Below are 18,978 nucleotides of genomic sequence, written 5' to 3' on the forward strand. Positions count from 1 at the left end.
ATGCTCACAAAATCCCGCGCGGGATAAACGCCTGATAGCGCAACCATGCCGGCTGCGGCGCGCAAACCCTTGCAGCGTCAGCACGATGTCGCGGCCTATCGCTGCCATCGCAAACTTCAATCGAAAGCCGACTCAAGCGTAGGCGCTCGCACCCGATAAGGGCTCACCTTATCTCGCGAACCCGCTGCGCCATGCCCGTCTTCGGCACCTTGTCCGCCTCAACGCGACGCACCCTGGGCGTTGCCCTGCTCGCGCTGTGGTGCGGCTGGATCGCCGTGGCCTGGTCCACGCCTCGCATGCCGAGCAACGATGTGGCCAGTGCCTGGGCGCAGGTGCAGGCCAGCCTGCCGGCCACGCAGCAGGCGCCGATGTTGATCGGCGTCGCAGGCGCTTGCGCCTGTACCGACCTTGCATCCAATCGCGCCTGGGCCGTACTCAGCAGCGCGGTGCGTGCGCGTGGCGGCCAGGTGCGCATGCTCGACATACCAACGCTGCGTGGCAGCGGCTATTCGGTGTGGTTGCTCGGCGCTGACGGCCAACCGCGCTATGCCGGCCCGGCCGACGGCGGTGCCGTGTGCGGCACGGCAGGCGCGGCCGATTGGTCGCGCTGGCTTCCCAACGTGCTGGCGCGCACCCCAAGTGCTGCGGTGGCGTTCCCTTGTCCTTGTGCCATGGAGTCGCTGTCATGACGGAACTGCCCGCATCGGCATCGCCGACCTCCACCTACGCCACCCGCCTGGCGATCAAGGCCGATCGGCTGTTTCTGTGGCTGGCCGTGCTGCAGAGCCTTGGCTCGCTGGGCCTGGCTTGGTATCAAGGCCAGTGGACCACCTTTCTCGCCGTCACGCTGCCCAGCCTGTTGCTGATGGCCTGGCAGGTGCATGCCAACCCTGGCACGCGCCTGACCCGCATCACCAACGCCTTGGTGCTGATGGCCCTGGTCGCTGCCACCATCCAGCAAGCGCACGGCCTGGTGGAGATGCACTTCGGCGTCTTCGTGATCCTGGCGCTGCTGCTCTATTACCGCGACTGGTTGCCGGTGGTGGTGGCCGCCGGGGCCATCGCCGTGCATCACCTGGCGTTCTATTGGCTGCAATCGCGTGGCATGCCGGTGCAGGCGTTCACTGTCGGCAGCGGCTTCGGTATCGTGCTGCTGCATGCCGGTTATGTGATCGTCGAAACCGCCTTCGTCTGCGTCATGGCCATCCAGTTGCGTCGCCAGGTCGATGCGCTCGACCACGAAGCCGAATCGCTGGTGGAACTGGCCGACACCCTGGCAACCGGCGCCACCTTGCCGCCGGCCATCCTGCAGCAGAGCTTCCGCAGCGGATCGCTGGCACAGGCGCTGGTGCGCATGAGCGTGCAGGTGGAAGAGCGCATCGCTCAGCAACAGCAGTTACTGCTGGAAAATCGGCGCATCCGCCTGGCGCTGGATGCATCGGCGATGGCCGTGGCGATTGTTGATGGGCAGGGCGAAGCCATCTACCGCAATCAGTCGTTCCAGCTACTGAGCACGCAGGTCGATGCGCAGGTGCTGCACACCGCGCTTGCCGATGCCGTGCAGTTGGGGCATGACGCCGGCACCAGCAGAACGCGTGCGCTCGCTGCGCTGCAGCTGCAGGAAAACATCACTCCCGTCCGCGACCACGATGGCGCCTCGCTGGGCGTGGTGGTGGAGTGGCAAGACCGCACCCAGGAACTGGCGCTGGAAGCACAGCTGGCCACGGTCATCGCACATGCCACGCGTGGCGAGCTTGGCGCACGGCTGCAAGGGCACGCCAAGGGCGGCACGCTCGGCCAGCTCGCCGATGGCATCAATCAATTCCTCGCCATCACCGACGACAGCCTGCAGGACATGCGCCGCATGCTGGCGGCGATGTCGCGTGGCGACCTGTCGCAACGCATCGATCGGCATTGCGAAGGCGTGTTCGAGCAGATGAAGCGCGATGCCAACGCCACCGCCGACGAGCTGGCGCGCATCATCACGCAGATCCGCAGCTCCAGCACCGCCATCAATCACGCCGCCGGCCACATCCTCACCCGCAACGATGCGTTGGAGCAGCAGGTGCAGCGCCAATCGGCCACCCTGGGCCGCACTGCCACCCAGATGCAGGCAGTGCTCGGCACCATGCAGCAACACACTGCGCAGGCAGCGGATGCGGACAAACTCACCGCCGCCGCATCGGAGGCTGCACGCACTGGCGGCGACACCATGCATCAGGCGATGGGCACCATGCAGCAGATGGAGCAGGCCTCGCGGCGCATCCAGGACATCGTCTCGGTCATCGACGGCCTCGCCTTCCAGACCAATATCCTTGCCTTGAACGCCGCCGTCGAAGCCGCACGTGCCGGCCACGAAGGCCGCGGTTTTGCCGTGGTCGCCAGCGAAGTGCGCGCGCTGGCGCTACGCTCGTCCACCGCCGCCAGCCAGATCAAGACGCTGATCGGCGAATCGGTCACGCATATGCAAGCCGGCGTGCAACAAGTCCGCCACGCAGGCGAAGGCATGCAGCACATCGTCAGCACCATCGGCCAGGTCAGCAGCACGCTCAGCAAGATCGCCGTTGCCTCGCAACAAGAGGCTGGCAGCATCGCGCAGGTGCATCACAGCCTCGCCGGCGTGGACACCGACATGCGCGACGGCGTCACCCGTATGCAAGACGCCAGCGCCGCCGCACGCGCCATGGGCGACCATGCCGCGCAGCTGCAAGATGCGGTGAGTGCGTTTGTGGCAGATGCACGCGACAGCAGCGCTGATGCAGTGCACAGGCTGCGCGTTGCCTGATCGACGCTGGCGTATTAGTTACGCAGCTCCCGCAGCTTGCCAGTGAACCAGGATTGGCTCGATACCGGCGCAGCGTTGCCGCAACGCACCTGATACGGCGTGCCCGACATGCTGCTCTTGGTGGCGGCAAGCTCAATGAAGGACTCGGTAGACGTCACCAGCCCCTTCTTCTGCAGGTACTCGTACTTGCGCTGCAGGTGTTCGCTGGCTTTCGGCGCCGCGTACCACGACCCATTGCGCGAAAATTCGCAGTTGGATTGCGCAAGGACTTTGAAAAGCTGACCAACCTCACGCGTCGTGGCCGGCGAAACACCTTGCGCCGATGTAGAGGCGCTCAGCAGGAGTGCAATCAGAAAAAATTTAGCGTTCATCAGCCGAATCTTAGCGCAACAGGTCACCATCTCAGCAGGCACGCTGATCGGTCGAAGTGACAGTGGCCGACCTTCCATCCATCGCTCAGTCCATTGGCGCTAAACAGTCTCAGGGACATACCGCAACAGCGTCGAACCCTCAAAGTAATTCCCGTAATACTCGCCCTTCCGCAAACCTGGATTCGCCTCAAAATCGATGTAAGGCTCGGAACAATGCGGGCAGCGAAAGGGATTGAGGTAGGCGTAGCGGGACCCGTCCGGTGCCAATGGCAGTGCGTCTTCCAGCGCAGCAAGCGCTGCGGCATCGGGCTCGGACAGCGCTGCAGGGCTGCCCGGCAGATGGCTATCGACCGTGATGGTGTAACTGCCAGATCCCGAGTAGAAGTATCCCGCGTTGCTGAAACCCGCGTGATAGGAGCGGATCAGGAACGACCGCTTGCAGTGGTCGCATTCACAAGAAAGCAGCACGTTGCCACCGGTGACTAATCCGCTGAAGTGCAGACCCTTTGCAAAAAGCCCCTTTCCTGCAAGTGCGGAACTGCTGACGCTGGCGCCCGGCAGAAAGAACGGCTGGAATCTGATCCCGGATGCCTTGCCGTTCGCAAACGCGTCTGGATCGAGCTGCTCGGTCTGCGAAATGACACAATCTGCCTGGCACCCGAGGTTGGGATGCACACGAACGGAAAAGTGGAACCACCCCGTCGCAGCACCAAGTTCATGCCGATGCACCTCTCCCGCCGAGTCGGCAAATTCGAGGATGCTATTGGGCTTCAACCATGCGCAAGGCTTGATCTCACACGGGACATCGCTCTGGCTAACGCGACACAACTCTCGCCCATCGGCTCGAACGATCAGTAACGGAGCGGCTTTCTTCTTGAAGATGGAGAACATGCTTTCCTTGGCAGTAATGCGTGAGTGGCAGATTGGAGCGCTGAGCGATTGGATACATTTTAAGGCTTTAGCTTCGCTTGCGGCGAGTCAAGGACCATCCCCATGAAAAGAGCAAGCAGGCGCCAAAGAGCGCAAACAAAAAAGTGGCAAGCCCGGCCCAGGATGTGCCGAACAGCCAAAGGTCAGAATGACACGCGACCGGATCTCTTGCGATGGAGCCAGAAGTGGCGCAGGGCGAGAGAGTTCTGGTGTGATGCCACCAAGTAAGGGTGCCTGAAACACCGAAGAAGACGAGTAGTACAGCGAATAGCCGAAGAGCGCGATTCGCCACTGATGTCTTTGATGATTTCGGATAGGTGGGCATGTGCAAAGCGGCCTAATACTTGAATTAAGCCGATTCGCGAGGAGGGTTCGGCTTGAATGAATTGTTAGGCGGCACCCCTACTTGCCCCAGCGCCAGCTCGGTGGCTCACCCTTGATCCAACACACGGCCATAAGGAGCAGAACGACGGTCCACGTATAGATTTGGAAAGCGAGCGGGCGACCGACTGGTGAAAAGATGAAGGCGCCGGCAGCAATGAAGGCGGCTGCAAGGCCATAGGCAAGCCATCCTTGCCAAGCAGTGGGAAAACCCCAACCCCATCCATAAGTCTTGGCAGGAAACCAATAGTCCTTATTTTTTGCCATGAAAATTTCCTGTGCCGCCTAACACATTAATTAAACCGTGCGGCGAAGCGGGTTCGGCTTGAACGAATTGCCAGGCGTCGCCATTAGTCACTGCTCCCGGCGCAGCTAGAGTCCCCAGCATCGCAGCCAGAGAAACCAAGGTCTTGACCCTCCGATGCGCTACCATCGGATGATGGATAAAGCGGGTCAATTGTACTGGACGATCTGGGGCCAAGTGCCTGAGAAGAAGCAAACGCCGCACAAACGACCGCGCCAATGACTGGGACAAGCCAGATGAGGGCAAGTTGCAGTACGCGTTGTGATGGCGAGAGCACCGAAACGCGAAGTACTGCTACCGATGCAACGATATTGCCAAGAGCAAGCACCGCACCCAATAGAAGTATCAACTCCATCGAAGCCTCCAAGCCGCCTGGCTATCATTGGGCCGCCTAAGCGCGGTGTAACACGATCCTCGCCGAGGCGTTGACGGCCGTCAATCGCTGCAAGCCTGTGAATCGCACGGCCTTCGCAGCAGTGCGGCGGCCCATGGCCATGTGCCATGCTGCATCTTTGCAGGGACAACGCGTTACGTTCGACGACGTGCGGCGTAACGAGGCAAGCCACTGAAGTTTCAAGATGCCTTCATGCGACAGCAATTTAGCCATCAGTAGGTTCAAACCAACCTAGCCGCCATCCTCGGCGTGCAGATACGACCTACCCGGCCTTTGCTCCACCCGCTGCTCAAGCATCTCGCGAACGGCATGGGCGGCATCGAAGATGGCTTGTCCCAACGTTGGCAGCGTCTGCACCTCCAGGCACTCCGGTTTGCTCATGGCGATGACGTCGCCATGAGCGATGAGGCTGCGTAGCAGGCGGTCGAGCTGGTCGCGTTGGTCCAGCGTGAGATGCAAGACGGCGGCGGGGTGGTCCATCTGTGTCCTCCTCTGCGCGGGGAGCGGTGAGCGCGCACGGTGTACGACATGTGCGTTGCACTCGATGCGGGCGCGCACGTGCGTGCTGCGCGTGCGGGGCACACCGGGTCAGTCGGCGGGTGCCAGGCTGACGATCAGCTCGCCATCGCGCATGCGGATGTGCAGCTTGCTGCCGATTGCAAAACCCAGTTGTTCCAGCCAGCGGCCGCGCAGGCGCAGCGTGGGCACGCGTTGGTCGCTGGCGGGGTAATAACCGTAGCCGACGGTGCAGTGGTGCGGGGCACGCGGGTGGCCGGGACGTGGTGGGCGGGCTTCGGTGCGGGGTTGGGGGATAGGGGTTCGCTCGACGTAAGGACGCGGCTTGATCGAGGGATCGAGCGAGTGCCAGCCGATCTCGGTGGGCGGTGGCACCGTGGCGCGCTTGCGTGCCGATGTGGGACGGGATGTGGATCGACGCATGGCAAAGCCCTCCTTGACGAACAGGCCCCGCCGCCGGGTGGCGACGGGATGTCGGGAGGTTAGAAACCGCTAACAGTCGGCGGGCGTATTTCCCCGAAGGGTGTTGTATTAGCCGCCCTCCCGACGCAGGCATCGCGTCGGTTGCACCCACAAGAAACTGCAGGCACAAAAAACCCACCGGTTTGACGGAGGTGGGTACCGCTGTTAGGGGAGTTTCTACGCTCCTTGCCGAGGAGACTGCTACGCGCTGCGTGACATGTCAACCGGTTGATGCTGGCGCTCTGGATAGCGTTGATAGAAGATCTGCGCGTTAGCGCTTCACTCGGCAAAGTCAGAGCTGGGCATTGGTCAAGAGCGGATTAGTCAATGCATATTCGCCACACTCCGACAAAGGATCTTCCAGCTGCACAAACGGTGTTCTTGGATTTGTCCAAGGTGCAGTAGTTGCTTCGTGGATGCCGGACGGCTGATGATAGGTCTTTGGTTTGCAGTCACTGCGACTCAGGTCGTACCGCACCGGCAGGCCGTTCGCTCCCAACTCTAAACACGCAGGGCACCGAGGTGGCATGAACGTGTATTTCAAAATCAAGATTGTCGGATGTCTTTTCCTAGTCCTTTTGACGGGGTGCAACCCAATGAATGCTGCGTCTGAGAAGTACGAAAAAAACGGCGAGACCACGGCTGATGGAGATCCGGTCTATCGGAAAAATCAACATCCGACGGAAGCTTACAAGCTCACCATGACGATCGAGGATGCGCCGGGTCCATTTGAGTGGATATCGGGCACCGCCTTTTATCAAATGACGAACCATGAGCAATGCACCCCGATAGAGCCTATTGCGGGTGTTTGGAGTAAGTCAAAAGAAGATGGGATACCCATCAATTTTCAAAAAATAGATCCGACGACATATGTGGCGACGATCTATGCAGACGGCATGGTCGATGCGGATTATTACGGAAAGGGTGTGTGTAATTTTGAACTCAATGGTGTTGGTATCTCGCTGAAGGCGACCGGAAAACAAGCGGATACACGCTTTCAACCAGCGCTATTCAAGAGTGAAATAATAAGTTCTACCCCTAAGGTTACTTACTTCTGGAAGGGGCGCTATTCAAAAGAAGATATGGATAACTTTCCTGATGGTGGTAAGACGAGTATTGATCAGTTCAACGATAGTGCACGCAACAACATATTCAAGATCACCTTAACAGCTGAGAAGGTGGTCCCATGAGCCTTACAAGTCAGCAATATGCAGCGCTTGCGGATGATTCCTACAAGATGCCGCGTGAGACGGGGCCTAACAGTAGTCCTGCCGATATTGGTGGCGTCTCTTACAAACGTCTTGAGTATATGGATCGCCCATCTGGCTATCAGGGCATCATCTATCAGCGAGCGGATACGGGTGAAATTGTTGTCGCCCACCGTGGAACCGAGTTTGATCGTCAACCAAAGCAGGATGGTCTCTACGCCGACGGCGGCATGGTTACGGGGAGACACAACAACCAGGCCGCCGATGCGGTTGAGCTAACGCAGCACGCGCTGAAATATGCCGAAAAATTCGGCAAGGACGGCAGGACACCGGAAGTAACCGTCACCGGTCATTCTCTGGGCGGCAACCTCGCCCAGGTCACTGCCCACCACTTCGGCCTCAAGGGAGAGACCTTTAACGCCTATGGCGCGGTCAGCCTGGACCGGCGCATTCCGGAAGGTGGCACCGACGTGATCAATCACGTGATGGCAGGCGATGCCGTGAGTGCTGCAAGTAAGCATTATGGACAGGTAAAGCTATACGCCGCGTCGCATGAGATCACTGCGTTGGATAGGGCTGGTTACGCCAACGACAGCAGTCTTTTGGATGCACGCAGTCCGATGGTCACAAAGGACTTGGGAGATTCGCATCGGATCCACAACTTCCTTCCGTTGGACGCCAACGGCAAACCGGATCGCTCGGTGTTGGAAGACCCTCAAATGCAGCTGCTGGCCCGGCAACATGCGCCGATGATCGACAAGTATCGCGGCGATGTTGAGACGTTGAGGATGGGCGTGACCTTCAATGCGAGGGTCATCCAAGGGATGAGCCTGGCGGATGGCATCGATCACTTGCGCGACCCGCTTACCCCAGGTGCTGGACGCACGGAAATGGCTGCGACACGGTGGCAGGAAGTGCAGCAGCGCATGCAAAGCGAGGATGCGCCAGCGTATGTGCCACCGGGCTGGAAGATGCCAATTGGTGAGTCGTTGGAGCGCTGCGTTGCGCCTGCCCCTGCGATGGTCTCAAACGATCCTCTGTATCGATCGATTCACAGCAAGCTACCAGAGGGCACCTCTGATGAGGTTGCAATGCACGCCACCGTCGAAGCCAAGCGCGCGGGCATCCTCCGTGACGATCAGCTGCAGAGCGTGACCCTACACCAAGGAAGCATTTTTATTCTCGGCCAGACGCCGGGCTTCCGGGCCAAGGTGGATCTGTCTGAGGCCGTGCCTCCACTGCAGGAAAGCGTCCGCCAGTCTCAGGCCCTGGATGCGCAGCGGTCGCAGCAGGAGACGGTTGAGCAAGCACCTACACGGTCGATGTAAAAGCCGAGCCGCGAAGTGGCTTCGGCTTGAATGAATTGTTATGCATCTAGGCAGAAACTGTGGAAGCGCTTGCCAAACGACGAGACCTGCACGATTTCTTGGAGCGAGTTATCCGCCCCGCCTCCAATGGCAAAGGAGCCTTGGGAGGCAGTGAGGAAACCTCTTGCCTTGAGCCGCCCAATGGCGCCAACCATTGCGTACTGCTCAGTGCCAGGCTTTTGTATGCTCCCGACCTGTACCTGAGCAGAGCCATTAATGAAGGCAAGAAGTTCGCATTCTAGAAGGCTCATTTCATCTAGGGCAGTGAGAAAGTACTTGCGCTCATCGAAGTTTCCCGAGACTGGCTGGAGCAGAGTGTGCTTGAGGTAGTTCAAAAAGAACTGGCGCTTTTCAGCGGTGGGCTCCGCCTCAACCTTGTCGTGCAATGACTCCATGATCGCCTCAAGGGCAGGAGCGTCTTGCTTCTCGACGGGAGGAATGGCCCCCTTAACCTGTTTCAGCTCTTCTGCCAGCTCAGCATAAAACGACTCTATGCGCTTAAAACGCTTCTCCTGCTTTGTTCCGAAATAGAGCGTGCAGAGGGAGCCGCCGACATACGGAATCAGCTGCAACCCAGTCTGGATAGCGAGATCGCGCTTCTCTGCGCCTTTCAAACCATCATCTGCCATTGCACTCTCCTCTGAGGCGTAACGCTTGAATTAAGCCGCGCCGCGAAGCAGCGTCGACTTGAATGAATTGTTAGGCTTCATTATGCGGTTTGCGAGGCAAAGCGACAACGTTGCCAGAAGACGAATGCTTAGTGCCCTTTATTGATGCTGGACGTAGAAGACCAGGCGCTACATTCCAACGTTGACCGTCATCCGTAAGCACGGAGACCGATTTTTTGTTGTAGCGAACGATAACGCCATAAACCGGCCCTCGCATGTCCGGCTCAAACGTGACGCGATCACCAATGCTGAAGCGGAGCATAGTTGCGTGAGCTCGCGCTTGCTGCATGAAGCGAAGTCTCTCAACAATCCGATGATTGAGGTCGATGAGCTCGGCCTCGGTCAGTTTGTCGATGTCGATAGTCATGAGGTCTAACACCTGAATTAAGCCGACTGGCGAAGCCAGTTCGGCTTGAATGAATTGTTAGGCGCATGATTCATGACTTGTCGCTCCTGCTGATCTTGGCCACTTGCGCACAAGAAGCAGCTACGTATGCCTTGTATAGTGACTCAAGCCCACTTTGATAAGGTTGCTTTTGCTCTAGCAACTTTATATTCAGCTGAGAGAAGAAGAGGGCCGAGAAAATAAAATCATCTCTTGGGTCGAAGCTATAGCTGCGAACAAGACTGTTGAAGTAAGGGTCGTCGCTGGAGCCGGTTTGCTTTGCCTTTGCGGCTTGGTTGATAACTTCTGAAAGTTTCCCGGCCGCATGTGCACTCACCGCGGCGTCTGCAACTTTGGCACAAGAGGCAGCAATGGTGCTCCTGTCCTGAACCCCAGACATTGTATCGGTGAGTTCAAGTTGAACGCGCCCTTGGGCTGGATCTTGCGCAAATGCGCTAGTGCAAAATAAGCCAGCAAGGAGTGAAAGGATGCTCTTCATGCGGATTGATTCCAATTTTTTGGCAGCGCCTAACACCTGAGTTAAGCCGGGCCGCGAAGCGGCTTCGGCTTGAATGAATTCCTAGGCAACGTGCGGCTCAACTTCCGAGACTACTGCCTGAGTCAGATCCACGAGCATAATTTGCTTGCCAGTATTTTCAAGTTGCGACAGGTAGCTCCGCGCTGCCTCGATTGTCCGCTTCTCGCCAGGACGCTCCTGCAGGACTGCGTCGAATATGGCTCTAAGTTTTTCTGGCAGCAAAAAGAATTGCTCCGAGAACTCGACATTACAGCCAACGCCAACAGAGACAATGCGGGAGATTGGTCTGGCGAACTTCCCCTTGACTCCGGAAAGAACGCTGTGATGTGTCGCTATGTTGCGAAGCGCCTTGAAGAACGTGAATGATGGAATGGCCCGCAACTTGTCACGTGTTGCGGTGTCGACCATCTCCTCGATGGATATAAAGCAGAACAAGAAGGCATCGAAGTACACCGTGAGCAGGAACAGGCCTTGGTTGGGCTCTGCGTTACGTGCGGATTTGAACTGATCAAACAGGTACCTTGCTTCTGTAAGCCGAAGCATTGGCGCGCTCATTGCTGCGAATTGCTGGGCGGCAATCTTGTTCATGTTGCCTAATGCCTGAATTGAGCCGCGACGCGAAGCAGCGTCGGCTTGAATGAACTGTTAGGCGGCACTGTGCGCACTCATTGCCTCCTCGTACGTCATGCCCGGCTTGATGGCGGTGAAACCGTTGCCTCCGCAGTCAATTGCGAAGCAAAGTTTGCGTACCAACTCAATTGGGTAGCCAGAGGCGCGTGCAATGTCGTAGTACAGGTAGATCTGAACTGGTCGCTCCTGCGCGAGAAGCATCCCGTTGATCAAACGCTCAAGCGCCATTGCAGCAGAAGACTCTTCTTGAGTGCTTGCGAAGTCTCTTCGGATCGTTGCCTCGGTACTGTCGAGCACTTACGTGTATTGGGTGAGTAATCACGGAACCTCCTATGCCCCCTAACTACTATCGGACCGCCAAAAGGCGGTGCCGCAGCGAGTATCTTCGATTGCAAGAATTTTGTAAAAGGAGGAACTCCTAGCCGCAATCACGGGGTCGCACGATGGCAAGCCGACGCGACCATACGGATGTTTTTGGCGTTATCCAGCAAGGACGCAGGCGGATGAGACAGCCAGAAAAACGAAGGCGTAACAGCACGCCCTTCGATCAGGCGCCTGGATCAGGTGCGCGACCGCTTGCGCGTGCGGCATTACAGCGTGCGCACCGAGCAGGCGTACGTAAGTTGGATCCGGCGTTTCATCCTGGCTAACGGCAAGCGGCATCCGAGGCAGATGGAGCAGGCGGACGTCGAGGCCTTCCTGACCCGGCTGGCGACCCACGGGCAGGTGTCTGCGGGGACGCAGAACCAGGCATTGGCAGCGCTGTTATCTCTTTATCGCGAGGTTCTGCGCACCGAGCTGCCGTGGGTGGAAAATCCGGTGCGTGCCAAGCGACCGAGGCGCATTCCGGTGGTGCTCTCGCGCGAAGAGGCGTGCATGCCTCGCCACATTCGCTGGCTCTAGCCGTCCAGCATCGCCTTGTCGCGCACCGCACCCTTATCCGCACTGGTCGCCAGCAACGCATACGCCTTCAACGCCGTGGTGACCTTGCGTGGGCGCACTTCCACCGGCTTCCAGCCCTTGGCATCTTGCTCTGCGCGACGAAGAGCAAGTTCCTCGTCCGAGATCAGCAGGTTGATCGAGCGGTTGGGGATATCGATCAGGATCTTGTCGCCGTCGCGCACCAGGCCGATCGCGCCGCCTGCCGCGGCTTCCGGCGAGGCGTGGCCGATCGACAGGCCCGAGGTGCCGCCGGAGAAGCGGCCGTCGGTGAGCAGGGCGCATTGCTTGCCCAGGCCCTTGGATTTGAGATAGCTGGTGGGGTATAGCATTTCCTGCATGCCGGGGCCGCCCTTGGGGCCTTCGTAGCGGATCACCACGATGTCGCCGGCTTTGACTTCGTCGGCGAGGATGTCCTTGACCGCCGAATCCTGGCTTTCGTAGACGCGGGCGTTGCCCTCGAACACGTGGATGGATTCGTCCACGCCTGCGGTCTTCACCACGCAGCCGTCGCGGGCGATATTGCCGTACAGCACGGCCAGGCCGCCTTCCTGCGAGAACGCGTGTGCGACATCGCGGATGCAGCCTTCGCTGCGATCGGTGTCCAGGGTGTCCCAGCGCGTGGCCTGGCTGAAGGCGATCTGCGTGGGGATGCCGGCCGGGCCGGCCTTGTAGAACGTGTGCACCGTTTCCGCGTCGGTCTGGGTGACATCCCATTGCGCGATGGCGTCGGCCAGCGTGCGTGCGTGCACCGTGGCCGCGTTGGTATGCAGCAGGCCGCCACGTGCCAGCTCGCCGAGGATGGCCATGATGCCGCCGGCGCGATGCACGTCTTCGATGTGGTACTTCGGCGTGTTCGGCGCCACCTTGCACAGCTGCGGCACGCGCTTGGACAGGCGGTCGATATCGCGCATGCCGAACGGGATTTCACCTTCCTGCGCGGCAGCGAGCAGATGCAGGATGGTGTTGGTCGAGCCGCCCATGGCGATATCCAGGGTCATCGCGTTTTCGAAGGCTTCAAAGGTGGCGATGCCACGCGGCAGGGCGGTAGGATCTTCGCCGCCATACCAGCGGTGACACAGCTCCACCGCCACGCGTCCGGCGCGCAGGAACAGCTGCTCGCGGTCGGCGTGCGTGGCTACGACGGTGCCGTTGCCCGGCAACGACAGGCCCAGCGCTTCGGTCAGGCAGTTCATCGAGTTGGCGGTGAACATGCCCGAGCACGAGCCGCACGTGGGGCAGGCGCTGCGTTCGAACTCGGCCACCTTTTCATCGGAGGCGCTGTCGTCGGCGGCGATGACCATTGCGTCGATCAAATCGAGTTTATGTTCGGACAACTTGGTCTTGCCGGCTTCCATCGGGCCGCCGGAGACGAACACGGTGGGGATATTGAGCCGCAGCGCGGCCATCAACATGCCGGGGGTGATCTTGTCGCAGTTGGAAATGCACACCAGCGCGTCGGCGCAATGTGCGTTGACCATGTATTCGACCGAGTCGGCGATGATCTCGCGGCTGGGCAGCGAGTACAGCATGCCGTCGTGGCCCATGGCGATGCCGTCGTCCACCGCGATGGTGTCGAACTCCTTGGCCACGCCGCCGACGCGTTCGATCTCGCGTGCGACCAGCTGGCCAAGATCCTTCAGATGCACATGCCCGGGCACGAACTGGGTGAACGAGTTGGCGATGGCGATGATGGGCTTGTGGAAGTCGCCATCGCGCATGCCGGTGGCGCGCCACAGTGCGCGGGCGCCGGCCATGTTGCGGCCGTGGGTGGAGGTCTTGGAGCGGTACTCGGGCATGGCGAATTCGACGGCTGATTGGCGAGCGGTGGCTGGCAATTAGAGCGCGTCGCAACTGTTGCTGCTGCAACCGTCGCGGCGCGTTCTGGTGATCTGGCACGTTAGCACGCAGCTGTTCGGCGCGGCCGTCATTGCAGCGTGCACGCTGCCGGGCGATCAGGCTGCAGTGGGCTGGTTTCAACGCAAGTGGAGTGCACGTGCAGCGCGCCCGGGTGGCGGCGTTCCGAATAGGGGGCTCGGCAAATGTGGTTTTTTGCCAGCGCCGCACTTGCGCCGCGCCGCTACACTGTGCCGATGTCTTCCACACTTTCCTGCCGCCTGGGCTGCGCTGCCTGCTGCATCGCGCCCTCGATCAGCTCGCCGATTCCCGGCATGCCCAATGGCAAGCCGGCCGGGGTGGCGTGCGTGCAGCTTGATGCGCAGCTGGGCTGTCGCTTGTTCGGCTCGCCGCAGCGCCCGGCGGTGTGCGGCAGCCTGCGGCCTTCGCTGGAGATGTGCGGCGCTTCGCGTGAGCAGGCGTTGAAGATGCTGACGGCCTTGGAGCGTGCGACGCAGCCTTAAACCGGTACGTCAACGCCAGGCGCGAGCCCGCCTCGCAGACCCTCAATCAATCGCCAGTCGGCACGCCCAGATACTGATCCTTGAGCCGCACATAATGCTGCGCCGAGTAATGCAGGCTTTTGATTTCCTTGTCGCTGAGCGTGCGTGCCAGGCGCGCGGGATTGCCCAGCCACAGTTCGCCTTCGCCAACGACCTTGCCCGGACCAACCACTGCGCCAGCGCCGATAAAGCCGTAACGTTTGACGGTGGCGCCATCGAGCACGCAGGCGCCCATGCCGATCAGGCACAGGTCTTCGATGGTGCAGGCATGCAGGATGGTGCCGTGGCCAACGGTGACGTCTTCGCCGATCACGGTGGGATAGCCGGCCTTGTTGAACGGGCTGTGGTGACTGACGTGGATGATGGTGCCGTCCTGCACGTTGGTGCGGGCGCCGATCTGCACATGATTGACGTCGCCGCGAATCACCGTGCCCGGCCACACCGAGACGTCATCGCCCAGGCTCACCTTGCCGATGATGGTGCAGGCGGGGTCGATATAGACGCGTGCGCCCAGCTGCGGGGTGTGGTCGAGGAACGAACGAATCGGGGTCACGGCACTCTCCGGCAAAACAGCGTGCCGCCCAATGCATGCACTGCTTGCATGATAACTGGCCGTCTGTTGGTGTGCGGAACAGGCTGCGCGTGGTGGATATACCGCGTGGCTGCGCATCGAGGCGATCAAGGCTGCAAAGACAGAGTGGTTACGCCTTCCTTTTGTAGTGCATGCGATGCACACGACGCAGGCGTTTGATTGCAGTCACCAGCAACGAACGCGTGAGCTTCGAAACGAAGCGGCGTGCCGGCCTGTTCGATAAGCGCACACCAGTGCAGGCACTCGTCTTGAACGCTGCCTGCGATCGGCCTAGCGTGGCCACGCACTGTTGCAGCGGTGTTGGTTTGCCACTGCATCGCAACGCTGCATGTCGTCGAAACTGCTGATTCGTGTAACCGCGTCGTCTGCATCCATGGGCTCGATCTGCGCCGCAACTGTGCGGCGCCCTCGGACGACCTGCATGCAGGTTGGCGTACTGCAGCAAGCACCCATCTCCATCACAGGATTTACGCATGCCGCATAGCGGAGCAACACCCGCAAGCTTCGTGCTGCAGCGGATGACGCCCTTCCAGTGGAGAGCGGTGGCAGTGTGCGTGCTGCTCACCATGCTCGACGGCTTCGATGTGATGGCAATGGCCTTCACCGCGCCGCTTGTGTCGGCGCAGTGGCAGTTGTCGGGCAAGTTGCTCGGCGTGTTGTTCAGCGCCGGCCTGGTCGGCATGGCGGTGGGATCGTTGTTGCTGGCGCCGTTGGCCGACCGCATCGGGCGTCGCGCGATGATCCTGGTGTGCCTGGCGATATTGACCATCGGCATGGGCGCCTCGGCGTTGGCCAGCAGCGCGTGGCAACTCGGTGCGCTGCGCGCGTTCACCGGCATCGGGATCGGCGGCATGCTGGCCTGCGTTGCGGTGATCGCCGCCGAATATTCCACTGCGCATTGGCGCAGCACCGCATTGGCGCTGCAGGCCACCGGTTATCCGATCGGTGCGACCCTGGGCGGTGCGATCGCGGCGTTGTTGCTGCAGCAGTGGTCGTGGCACGCGGTGTTCCTGCTTGGTGCGGCCGGGTCGCTGCTGTGCGTGCCGTTGGTGCTGGCCTGGCTGCCCGAATCGCTGGAATTTCTGATTGCCCGTCGCCCGCTGGGTGCGTCTGCGCGCTTCAACGCGGTGCTGGCCCGCATGGGCATGCCGCCGCGTGCCGACTTGCCATTGCCGCCGCCACAGGTTGCCGATGAGGCGCAGGGCTACGCGGCCCTGTTTGTGCCTGGCTTGCGGCGGCAGTCGCTGCTGATCGCGCTGGCGTTCTTCCTGCTGATGTTCGCGTTCTACTTCGTGCTCAGCTGGACACCGAAGCTGCTGGTGGTGGCCGGGCTGTCGGCGGAGCAGGGCGTGACCGGCGGGGTGCTGTTGAATCTGGGCGGCATCGCTGGCGGTGGGATGTTCAGCTGGCTGGCCGCACGTGCGCGGTTGTCGCGGCTGACCGCCGGGGCGCTGCTGTTGTCGGCGCTGGCCATGCTTGCGTTCGGGCTCTACAGCACGGTGTTGAGCTGGGCGTTCGTGATCGCGCTGTTGACCGGTGCGGCCATGTTTGCCGCCATTGCCGGCCTGTATGCGGTAGCGCCGGTGGTCTTCACGGCGGCGGTGCGCTCCACCGGCATGGGCTGGGCGATCGGCGTGGGCCGCTTCGGCGCGATTGCCTCGCCGCTGTGCGTGGGCATGCTGGTGGATGCAGGGTGGTCGCCGGCCACGCTCTACCTGGCCTGCAGCCTGCCTCTGCTGCTGGCTGCGGCGGCCGTGCTGAGCATGCGTCTGCCCCCTCGCTGAACCGCTCACGCTGCGTCAGCCAGGTGCCGCTAGCGGAGTCGACCGCGCCAAAGAAATCCACTGCACTGCCGATAACTCGTCAGACCCCCCATCCCTGTGGCGGGCTCTTCCGCGGATTTCAAGCAGACCAGCGCCGGCATGCTCAGAACCATCGACTCAGATCAACTCCGCCCCGGCATGTATGTCTACAAGCTGCTGGGCGCGTGGGTGCACCATCCGTTCTGGAAGACCTCGTTTCTGGTCGACTCCGACGATGTGGACAAGATCCATGGCAGCCGCATCGAGCAGTTGGTGATCGATACCGCGCGTGGATTGGATCTGGAAACGCCGGCCGCAGCGCACACAGCACAGGATGCAGCGCCCGAACCGGAACTGCCGGAGCCATCGGAGCCGCCCGAGCCCGCATGCACCTCCCGCACCGCGCGCACCAACAGCGTCACCGCACAGGTTGGTATCGAGTCCGAAGTGGTGCGTGCCCGCAAGATCTTCGAAGACGGCCGCGACATGGTCGAGGCAATGTTCCGCGACGTGCGGCTTGGCCGTACCGTCGACACCGAGGCGGCGATGCCGCTGGTGCAGGCCATCAACGATTCGGTGCTGCGGCATCCGCAGGCCCTGATCAGCGTGGCGCGGCTCAAGACTGCCGACGACTACACCTATCTGCATTCGATGGCCGTGGCCGGGCTGATGAGCGGGCTGGCGCGTCAGCTGGGGTTGCCCGAGGCGCAGGTGGTGGAGGCGGCGATGGGCGGCCTGCTGCACGACATGGGCAAGGCGGTGACGCCGCTGGACATTCTCAACAAGCCCGGCAAGCTCACCGACGAAGAGATGGACATCATGCGCCAGCACCCGATGGATGGTCATCGCTTGCTGGTGGCTGGCGGTGTGCAGAACGCGGTGGTATTGGAGATCGCGCTGCATCATCACGAGAAGATGGACGGCACCGGTTATCCGAATCAGCTGGCGGGCGACACGATTTCGTTGATGTCGCGGATGGGTGCGGTGTGCGATGTGTACGACGCCATCAGCTCGGATCGCCCGTATAAACGGGCCTGGGATCCGGCCGAATCGCTCAAGCGCATGGCATCGTGGCAGGGGCATTTCGACCCCGCGGTATTCCAGGCGTTCGTGCGGCGGCTGGGTATTTATCCGGTCGGTTCGCTGGTGCGGCTGGAGTCGCAGAAACTGGCGGTGGTGATCGAGCAGACGGCCGATGCGCTGCTCAAGCCCAAGGTGCGCGTGTTCTATTCGGCCAAGCTGCGCAGCCATGTGCTGGTGCAGGACATCGATCTGTCGCGGCCGGACTGCCAGGACCGCATCGCGCAGATGGAAAGCCCCACCGATTGGGGCTTTCGCGATCTCGAGAAACTCTGGCTGCCGTAAGCGGCTGCACCGCGTGAACACGCTGGCGAGCGCGACCATGCTGCGCTGCAGCTTGGCAATGTAGTTATGATCCATAACTATTCCGGAACGCAATCAATGCCGACCCGGATTTCATGCCCACGCCGTGCCTGGATCACCGCCGTTCCCCACGTGCTGCAGCTGCCGCACGCAGCTGCCATGCACTGGCGCCGGCCGGCAGCTGGCCGTCTGCGCGGGTCTGCAGGCAGCAACGGGCAGCATCGGCAACGCACACGCCCGCATCGGTACCCCCGGCCACGTCTACAATGCAGCTCACGCCGCGGATCGGCGTTGCGGGCGGGGAGTGTTGCGCGCACCGGTCCGCCCGCTGCCATCGTTGCGAGAACCGTCATGTCCGTCACTGCCAATGCCGCACTGCTACCCGATGCCGTCACCACGGTGGACCAGGCGCGCCTGCTGCGGTTGCTGGGCTACCGCATCACCCGCACCGAACTGCTGGTGCGGCGGATGTTTCAGGACTGCGTGGCGGCGTTCGATCTCAAGCCGGTGGATTTTTCGCTGCTGATGCTGGTGGACGGCAACCCGGGCATCAACCAGCGCCAGATCGGCGATGTGCTGCACGTGTCGCCTCCCAATCTGGCGATCGTGGTGGCGCGGCTGGTCAAGCGCCGCCTGCTGCGGCAGGTGCGTGGACGCCAGGACCGGCGCATGCAGCATCTGTCGCTGACCGCTGCCGGCGTGGCCTTGCTGACCGATGCCGAAGCCGAGGTGCTGCGCATGGAACAGCAACTCAGCGCGGTGCTTGGCAGCAGCGAAGCGCCGTTGCTGCGCGCACTCGACCGGCTGGATCGTCTCGACACGCAGTGATCCGCCGCTGCCGAGCCCGCGCGCGGCAGTACCGTCCCACCAATCTGACCATTGCACGTGCCGTGAGCGGCGCGGCGATCGCGCCTGCCTGACCGT

20 protein-coding genes and 1 pseudogene are annotated in these 18,978 nt (G+C 61.2%); 9 read left to right on the forward strand and 12 right to left on the reverse strand.

All coding sequences use genetic code 11. The features are described from left to right. Positions 1-191 precede the first annotated feature (191 nt). The gene (locus FFY45_RS08575) at positions 192-689 is read left to right on the forward strand and encodes a hypothetical protein (protein ID WP_176340108.1); all 498 of its coding nucleotides are present in this window, start codon (positions 192-194) and stop codon (positions 687-689) included. Then, complete coding sequence (locus tag FFY45_RS08580; protein WP_176340109.1) at positions 686-2,785, forward strand: methyl-accepting chemotaxis protein; 2,100 nt, start codon at positions 686-688, stop codon at positions 2,783-2,785. Before FFY45_RS08575 ends, FFY45_RS08580 begins: the two co-directional genes overlap by 4 nt. Before the next feature lie 14 nt (positions 2,786-2,799). Here FFY45_RS08580 and FFY45_RS08585 read toward each other — a convergent pair whose 3' ends face one another. From FFY45_RS08585 to FFY45_RS08605, 5 genes are all read right to left on the reverse strand, one after another. Further along, positions 2,800-3,156 carry a YfeK family protein gene (locus FFY45_RS08585; RefSeq protein ID WP_176340110.1) on the reverse strand — a complete coding sequence of 119 codons (357 nt, stop codon included), beginning with the start codon at positions 3,154-3,156 and terminating at the stop codon, positions 2,800-2,802. 99 nt (positions 3,157-3,255) lie between these two features. Then, complete coding sequence (locus FFY45_RS08590) at positions 3,256-4,047, reverse strand: hypothetical protein (RefSeq protein ID WP_176340111.1); 792 nt, start codon at positions 4,045-4,047, stop codon at positions 3,256-3,258. 441 nt (positions 4,048-4,488) lie between these two features. Continuing rightward, positions 4,489-4,734 (reverse strand): hypothetical protein, encoded by a 246-nt coding sequence (locus tag FFY45_RS08595; RefSeq protein WP_176340112.1) that lies wholly within the window; start codon positions 4,732-4,734, stop codon positions 4,489-4,491. Positions 4,735-5,396: 662 nt separating this feature from the next. Then, positions 5,397-5,645 (reverse strand): hypothetical protein, encoded by a 249-nt coding sequence (locus FFY45_RS08600; RefSeq protein WP_176340113.1) that lies wholly within the window; start codon positions 5,643-5,645, stop codon positions 5,397-5,399. A gap of 108 nt (positions 5,646-5,753) precedes the next feature. Further along, positions 5,754-6,104, reverse strand: coding sequence for a SymE family type I addiction module toxin (locus FFY45_RS08605; protein WP_176340114.1), 351 nt, complete (start codon positions 6,102-6,104; stop codon positions 5,754-5,756). A gap of 566 nt (positions 6,105-6,670) precedes the next feature. On the opposite strand from FFY45_RS08605, the gene FFY45_RS08610 reads away from it, so the two are divergent. After that, entirely contained in the window at positions 6,671-7,333 is a 663-nt protein-coding gene (locus FFY45_RS08610) for a hypothetical protein (RefSeq protein WP_176340115.1), read from the forward strand. Next, positions 7,330-8,679, forward strand: coding sequence for a Tle-like phospholipase domain-containing protein (locus FFY45_RS08615; protein WP_176340116.1), 1,350 nt, complete (start codon positions 7,330-7,332; stop codon positions 8,677-8,679). The genes FFY45_RS08610 and FFY45_RS08615 overlap by 4 nt, the downstream gene beginning before the upstream one ends. Positions 8,680-8,717: 38 nt before the next feature. On the opposite strand, the gene FFY45_RS08620 is transcribed toward FFY45_RS08615, so the two are convergent. The 5 genes from FFY45_RS08620 to FFY45_RS08640 form a co-directional block, all read right to left on the reverse strand. Beyond that, positions 8,718-9,347, reverse strand: a complete 630-nt coding sequence (locus FFY45_RS08620; RefSeq protein WP_043888855.1) for a hypothetical protein — start codon at positions 9,345-9,347, stop codon at positions 8,718-8,720. A 70-nt stretch (positions 9,348-9,417) separates the two neighbouring features. Beyond that, complete coding sequence (locus tag FFY45_RS08625) at positions 9,418-9,753, reverse strand: hypothetical protein (RefSeq protein ID WP_076037944.1); 336 nt, start codon at positions 9,751-9,753, stop codon at positions 9,418-9,420. A 70-nt stretch (positions 9,754-9,823) separates the two neighbouring features. Beyond that, a complete protein-coding gene (locus tag FFY45_RS08630; RefSeq protein ID WP_139328404.1) occupies positions 9,824-10,270 on the reverse strand; it encodes a hypothetical protein in 447 nt (148 codons plus the stop codon). An 81-nt stretch (positions 10,271-10,351) separates the two neighbouring features. Continuing rightward, complete coding sequence (locus tag FFY45_RS08635; RefSeq protein WP_076037405.1) at positions 10,352-10,897, reverse strand: hypothetical protein; 546 nt, start codon at positions 10,895-10,897, stop codon at positions 10,352-10,354. Between the two features lie 57 nt (positions 10,898-10,954). Further along, on the reverse strand, positions 10,955-11,236 hold the full coding sequence (locus tag FFY45_RS08640; RefSeq protein WP_176340117.1) for a hypothetical protein: 282 nt from the start codon (positions 11,234-11,236) through the stop codon (positions 10,955-10,957). Between the two features lie 249 nt (positions 11,237-11,485). Between FFY45_RS08640 and FFY45_RS08645 the strand changes: the two are divergent. Continuing rightward, positions 11,486-11,809 (forward strand): annotated as a pseudogene (locus FFY45_RS08645) (phage integrase N-terminal SAM-like domain-containing protein); the annotation flags it as partial. Between the two features lie 29 nt (positions 11,810-11,838). Here the strand turns inward: FFY45_RS08645 and ilvD are convergent. Next, positions 11,839-13,677, reverse strand: a complete 1,839-nt coding sequence (gene ilvD / locus FFY45_RS08650; protein WP_176340118.1) for a dihydroxy-acid dehydratase — start codon at positions 13,675-13,677, stop codon at positions 11,839-11,841. A 294-nt stretch (positions 13,678-13,971) separates the two neighbouring features. Here ilvD and FFY45_RS08655 point away from each other — a divergent pair, with 294 nt between their 5' ends. Beyond that, complete coding sequence (locus tag FFY45_RS08655; RefSeq protein WP_176340119.1) at positions 13,972-14,238, forward strand: YkgJ family cysteine cluster protein; 267 nt, start codon at positions 13,972-13,974, stop codon at positions 14,236-14,238. 46 nt (positions 14,239-14,284) lie between these two features. On the opposite strand, the gene FFY45_RS08660 is transcribed toward FFY45_RS08655, so the two are convergent. Continuing rightward, positions 14,285-14,830, reverse strand: a complete 546-nt coding sequence (locus tag FFY45_RS08660) for a gamma carbonic anhydrase family protein (protein WP_176340120.1) — start codon at positions 14,828-14,830, stop codon at positions 14,285-14,287. A gap of 512 nt (positions 14,831-15,342) precedes the next feature. Here FFY45_RS08660 and FFY45_RS08665 point away from each other — a divergent pair. The 3 genes from FFY45_RS08665 (at position 15,343) to FFY45_RS08675 (ending at position 18,882) form a co-directional block, all read left to right on the forward strand. Next, the gene (locus FFY45_RS08665; RefSeq protein ID WP_176340121.1) at positions 15,343-16,653 is read left to right on the forward strand and encodes an MFS transporter; all 1,311 of its coding nucleotides are present in this window, start codon (positions 15,343-15,345) and stop codon (positions 16,651-16,653) included. Positions 16,654-16,791: 138 nt separating this feature from the next. Continuing rightward, positions 16,792-18,036: an HD-GYP domain-containing protein gene (locus FFY45_RS08670; protein WP_176340122.1), complete on the forward strand. Its 1,245-nt coding sequence runs from the start codon at positions 16,792-16,794 to the stop codon at positions 18,034-18,036. Positions 18,037-18,405: 369 nt separating this feature from the next. Next, entirely contained in the window at positions 18,406-18,882 is a 477-nt protein-coding gene (locus tag FFY45_RS08675) for a MarR family winged helix-turn-helix transcriptional regulator (protein WP_006451709.1), read from the forward strand. The last annotated feature ends 96 nt before the right edge of the window (positions 18,883-18,978 follow it).

The sequence above is a fragment of the Xanthomonas hortorum genome (assembly GCF_011305375.1).
In the GTDB taxonomy this organism is placed as follows: Bacteria; Pseudomonadota; Gammaproteobacteria; order Xanthomonadales; family Xanthomonadaceae; genus Xanthomonas; species Xanthomonas hortorum_E.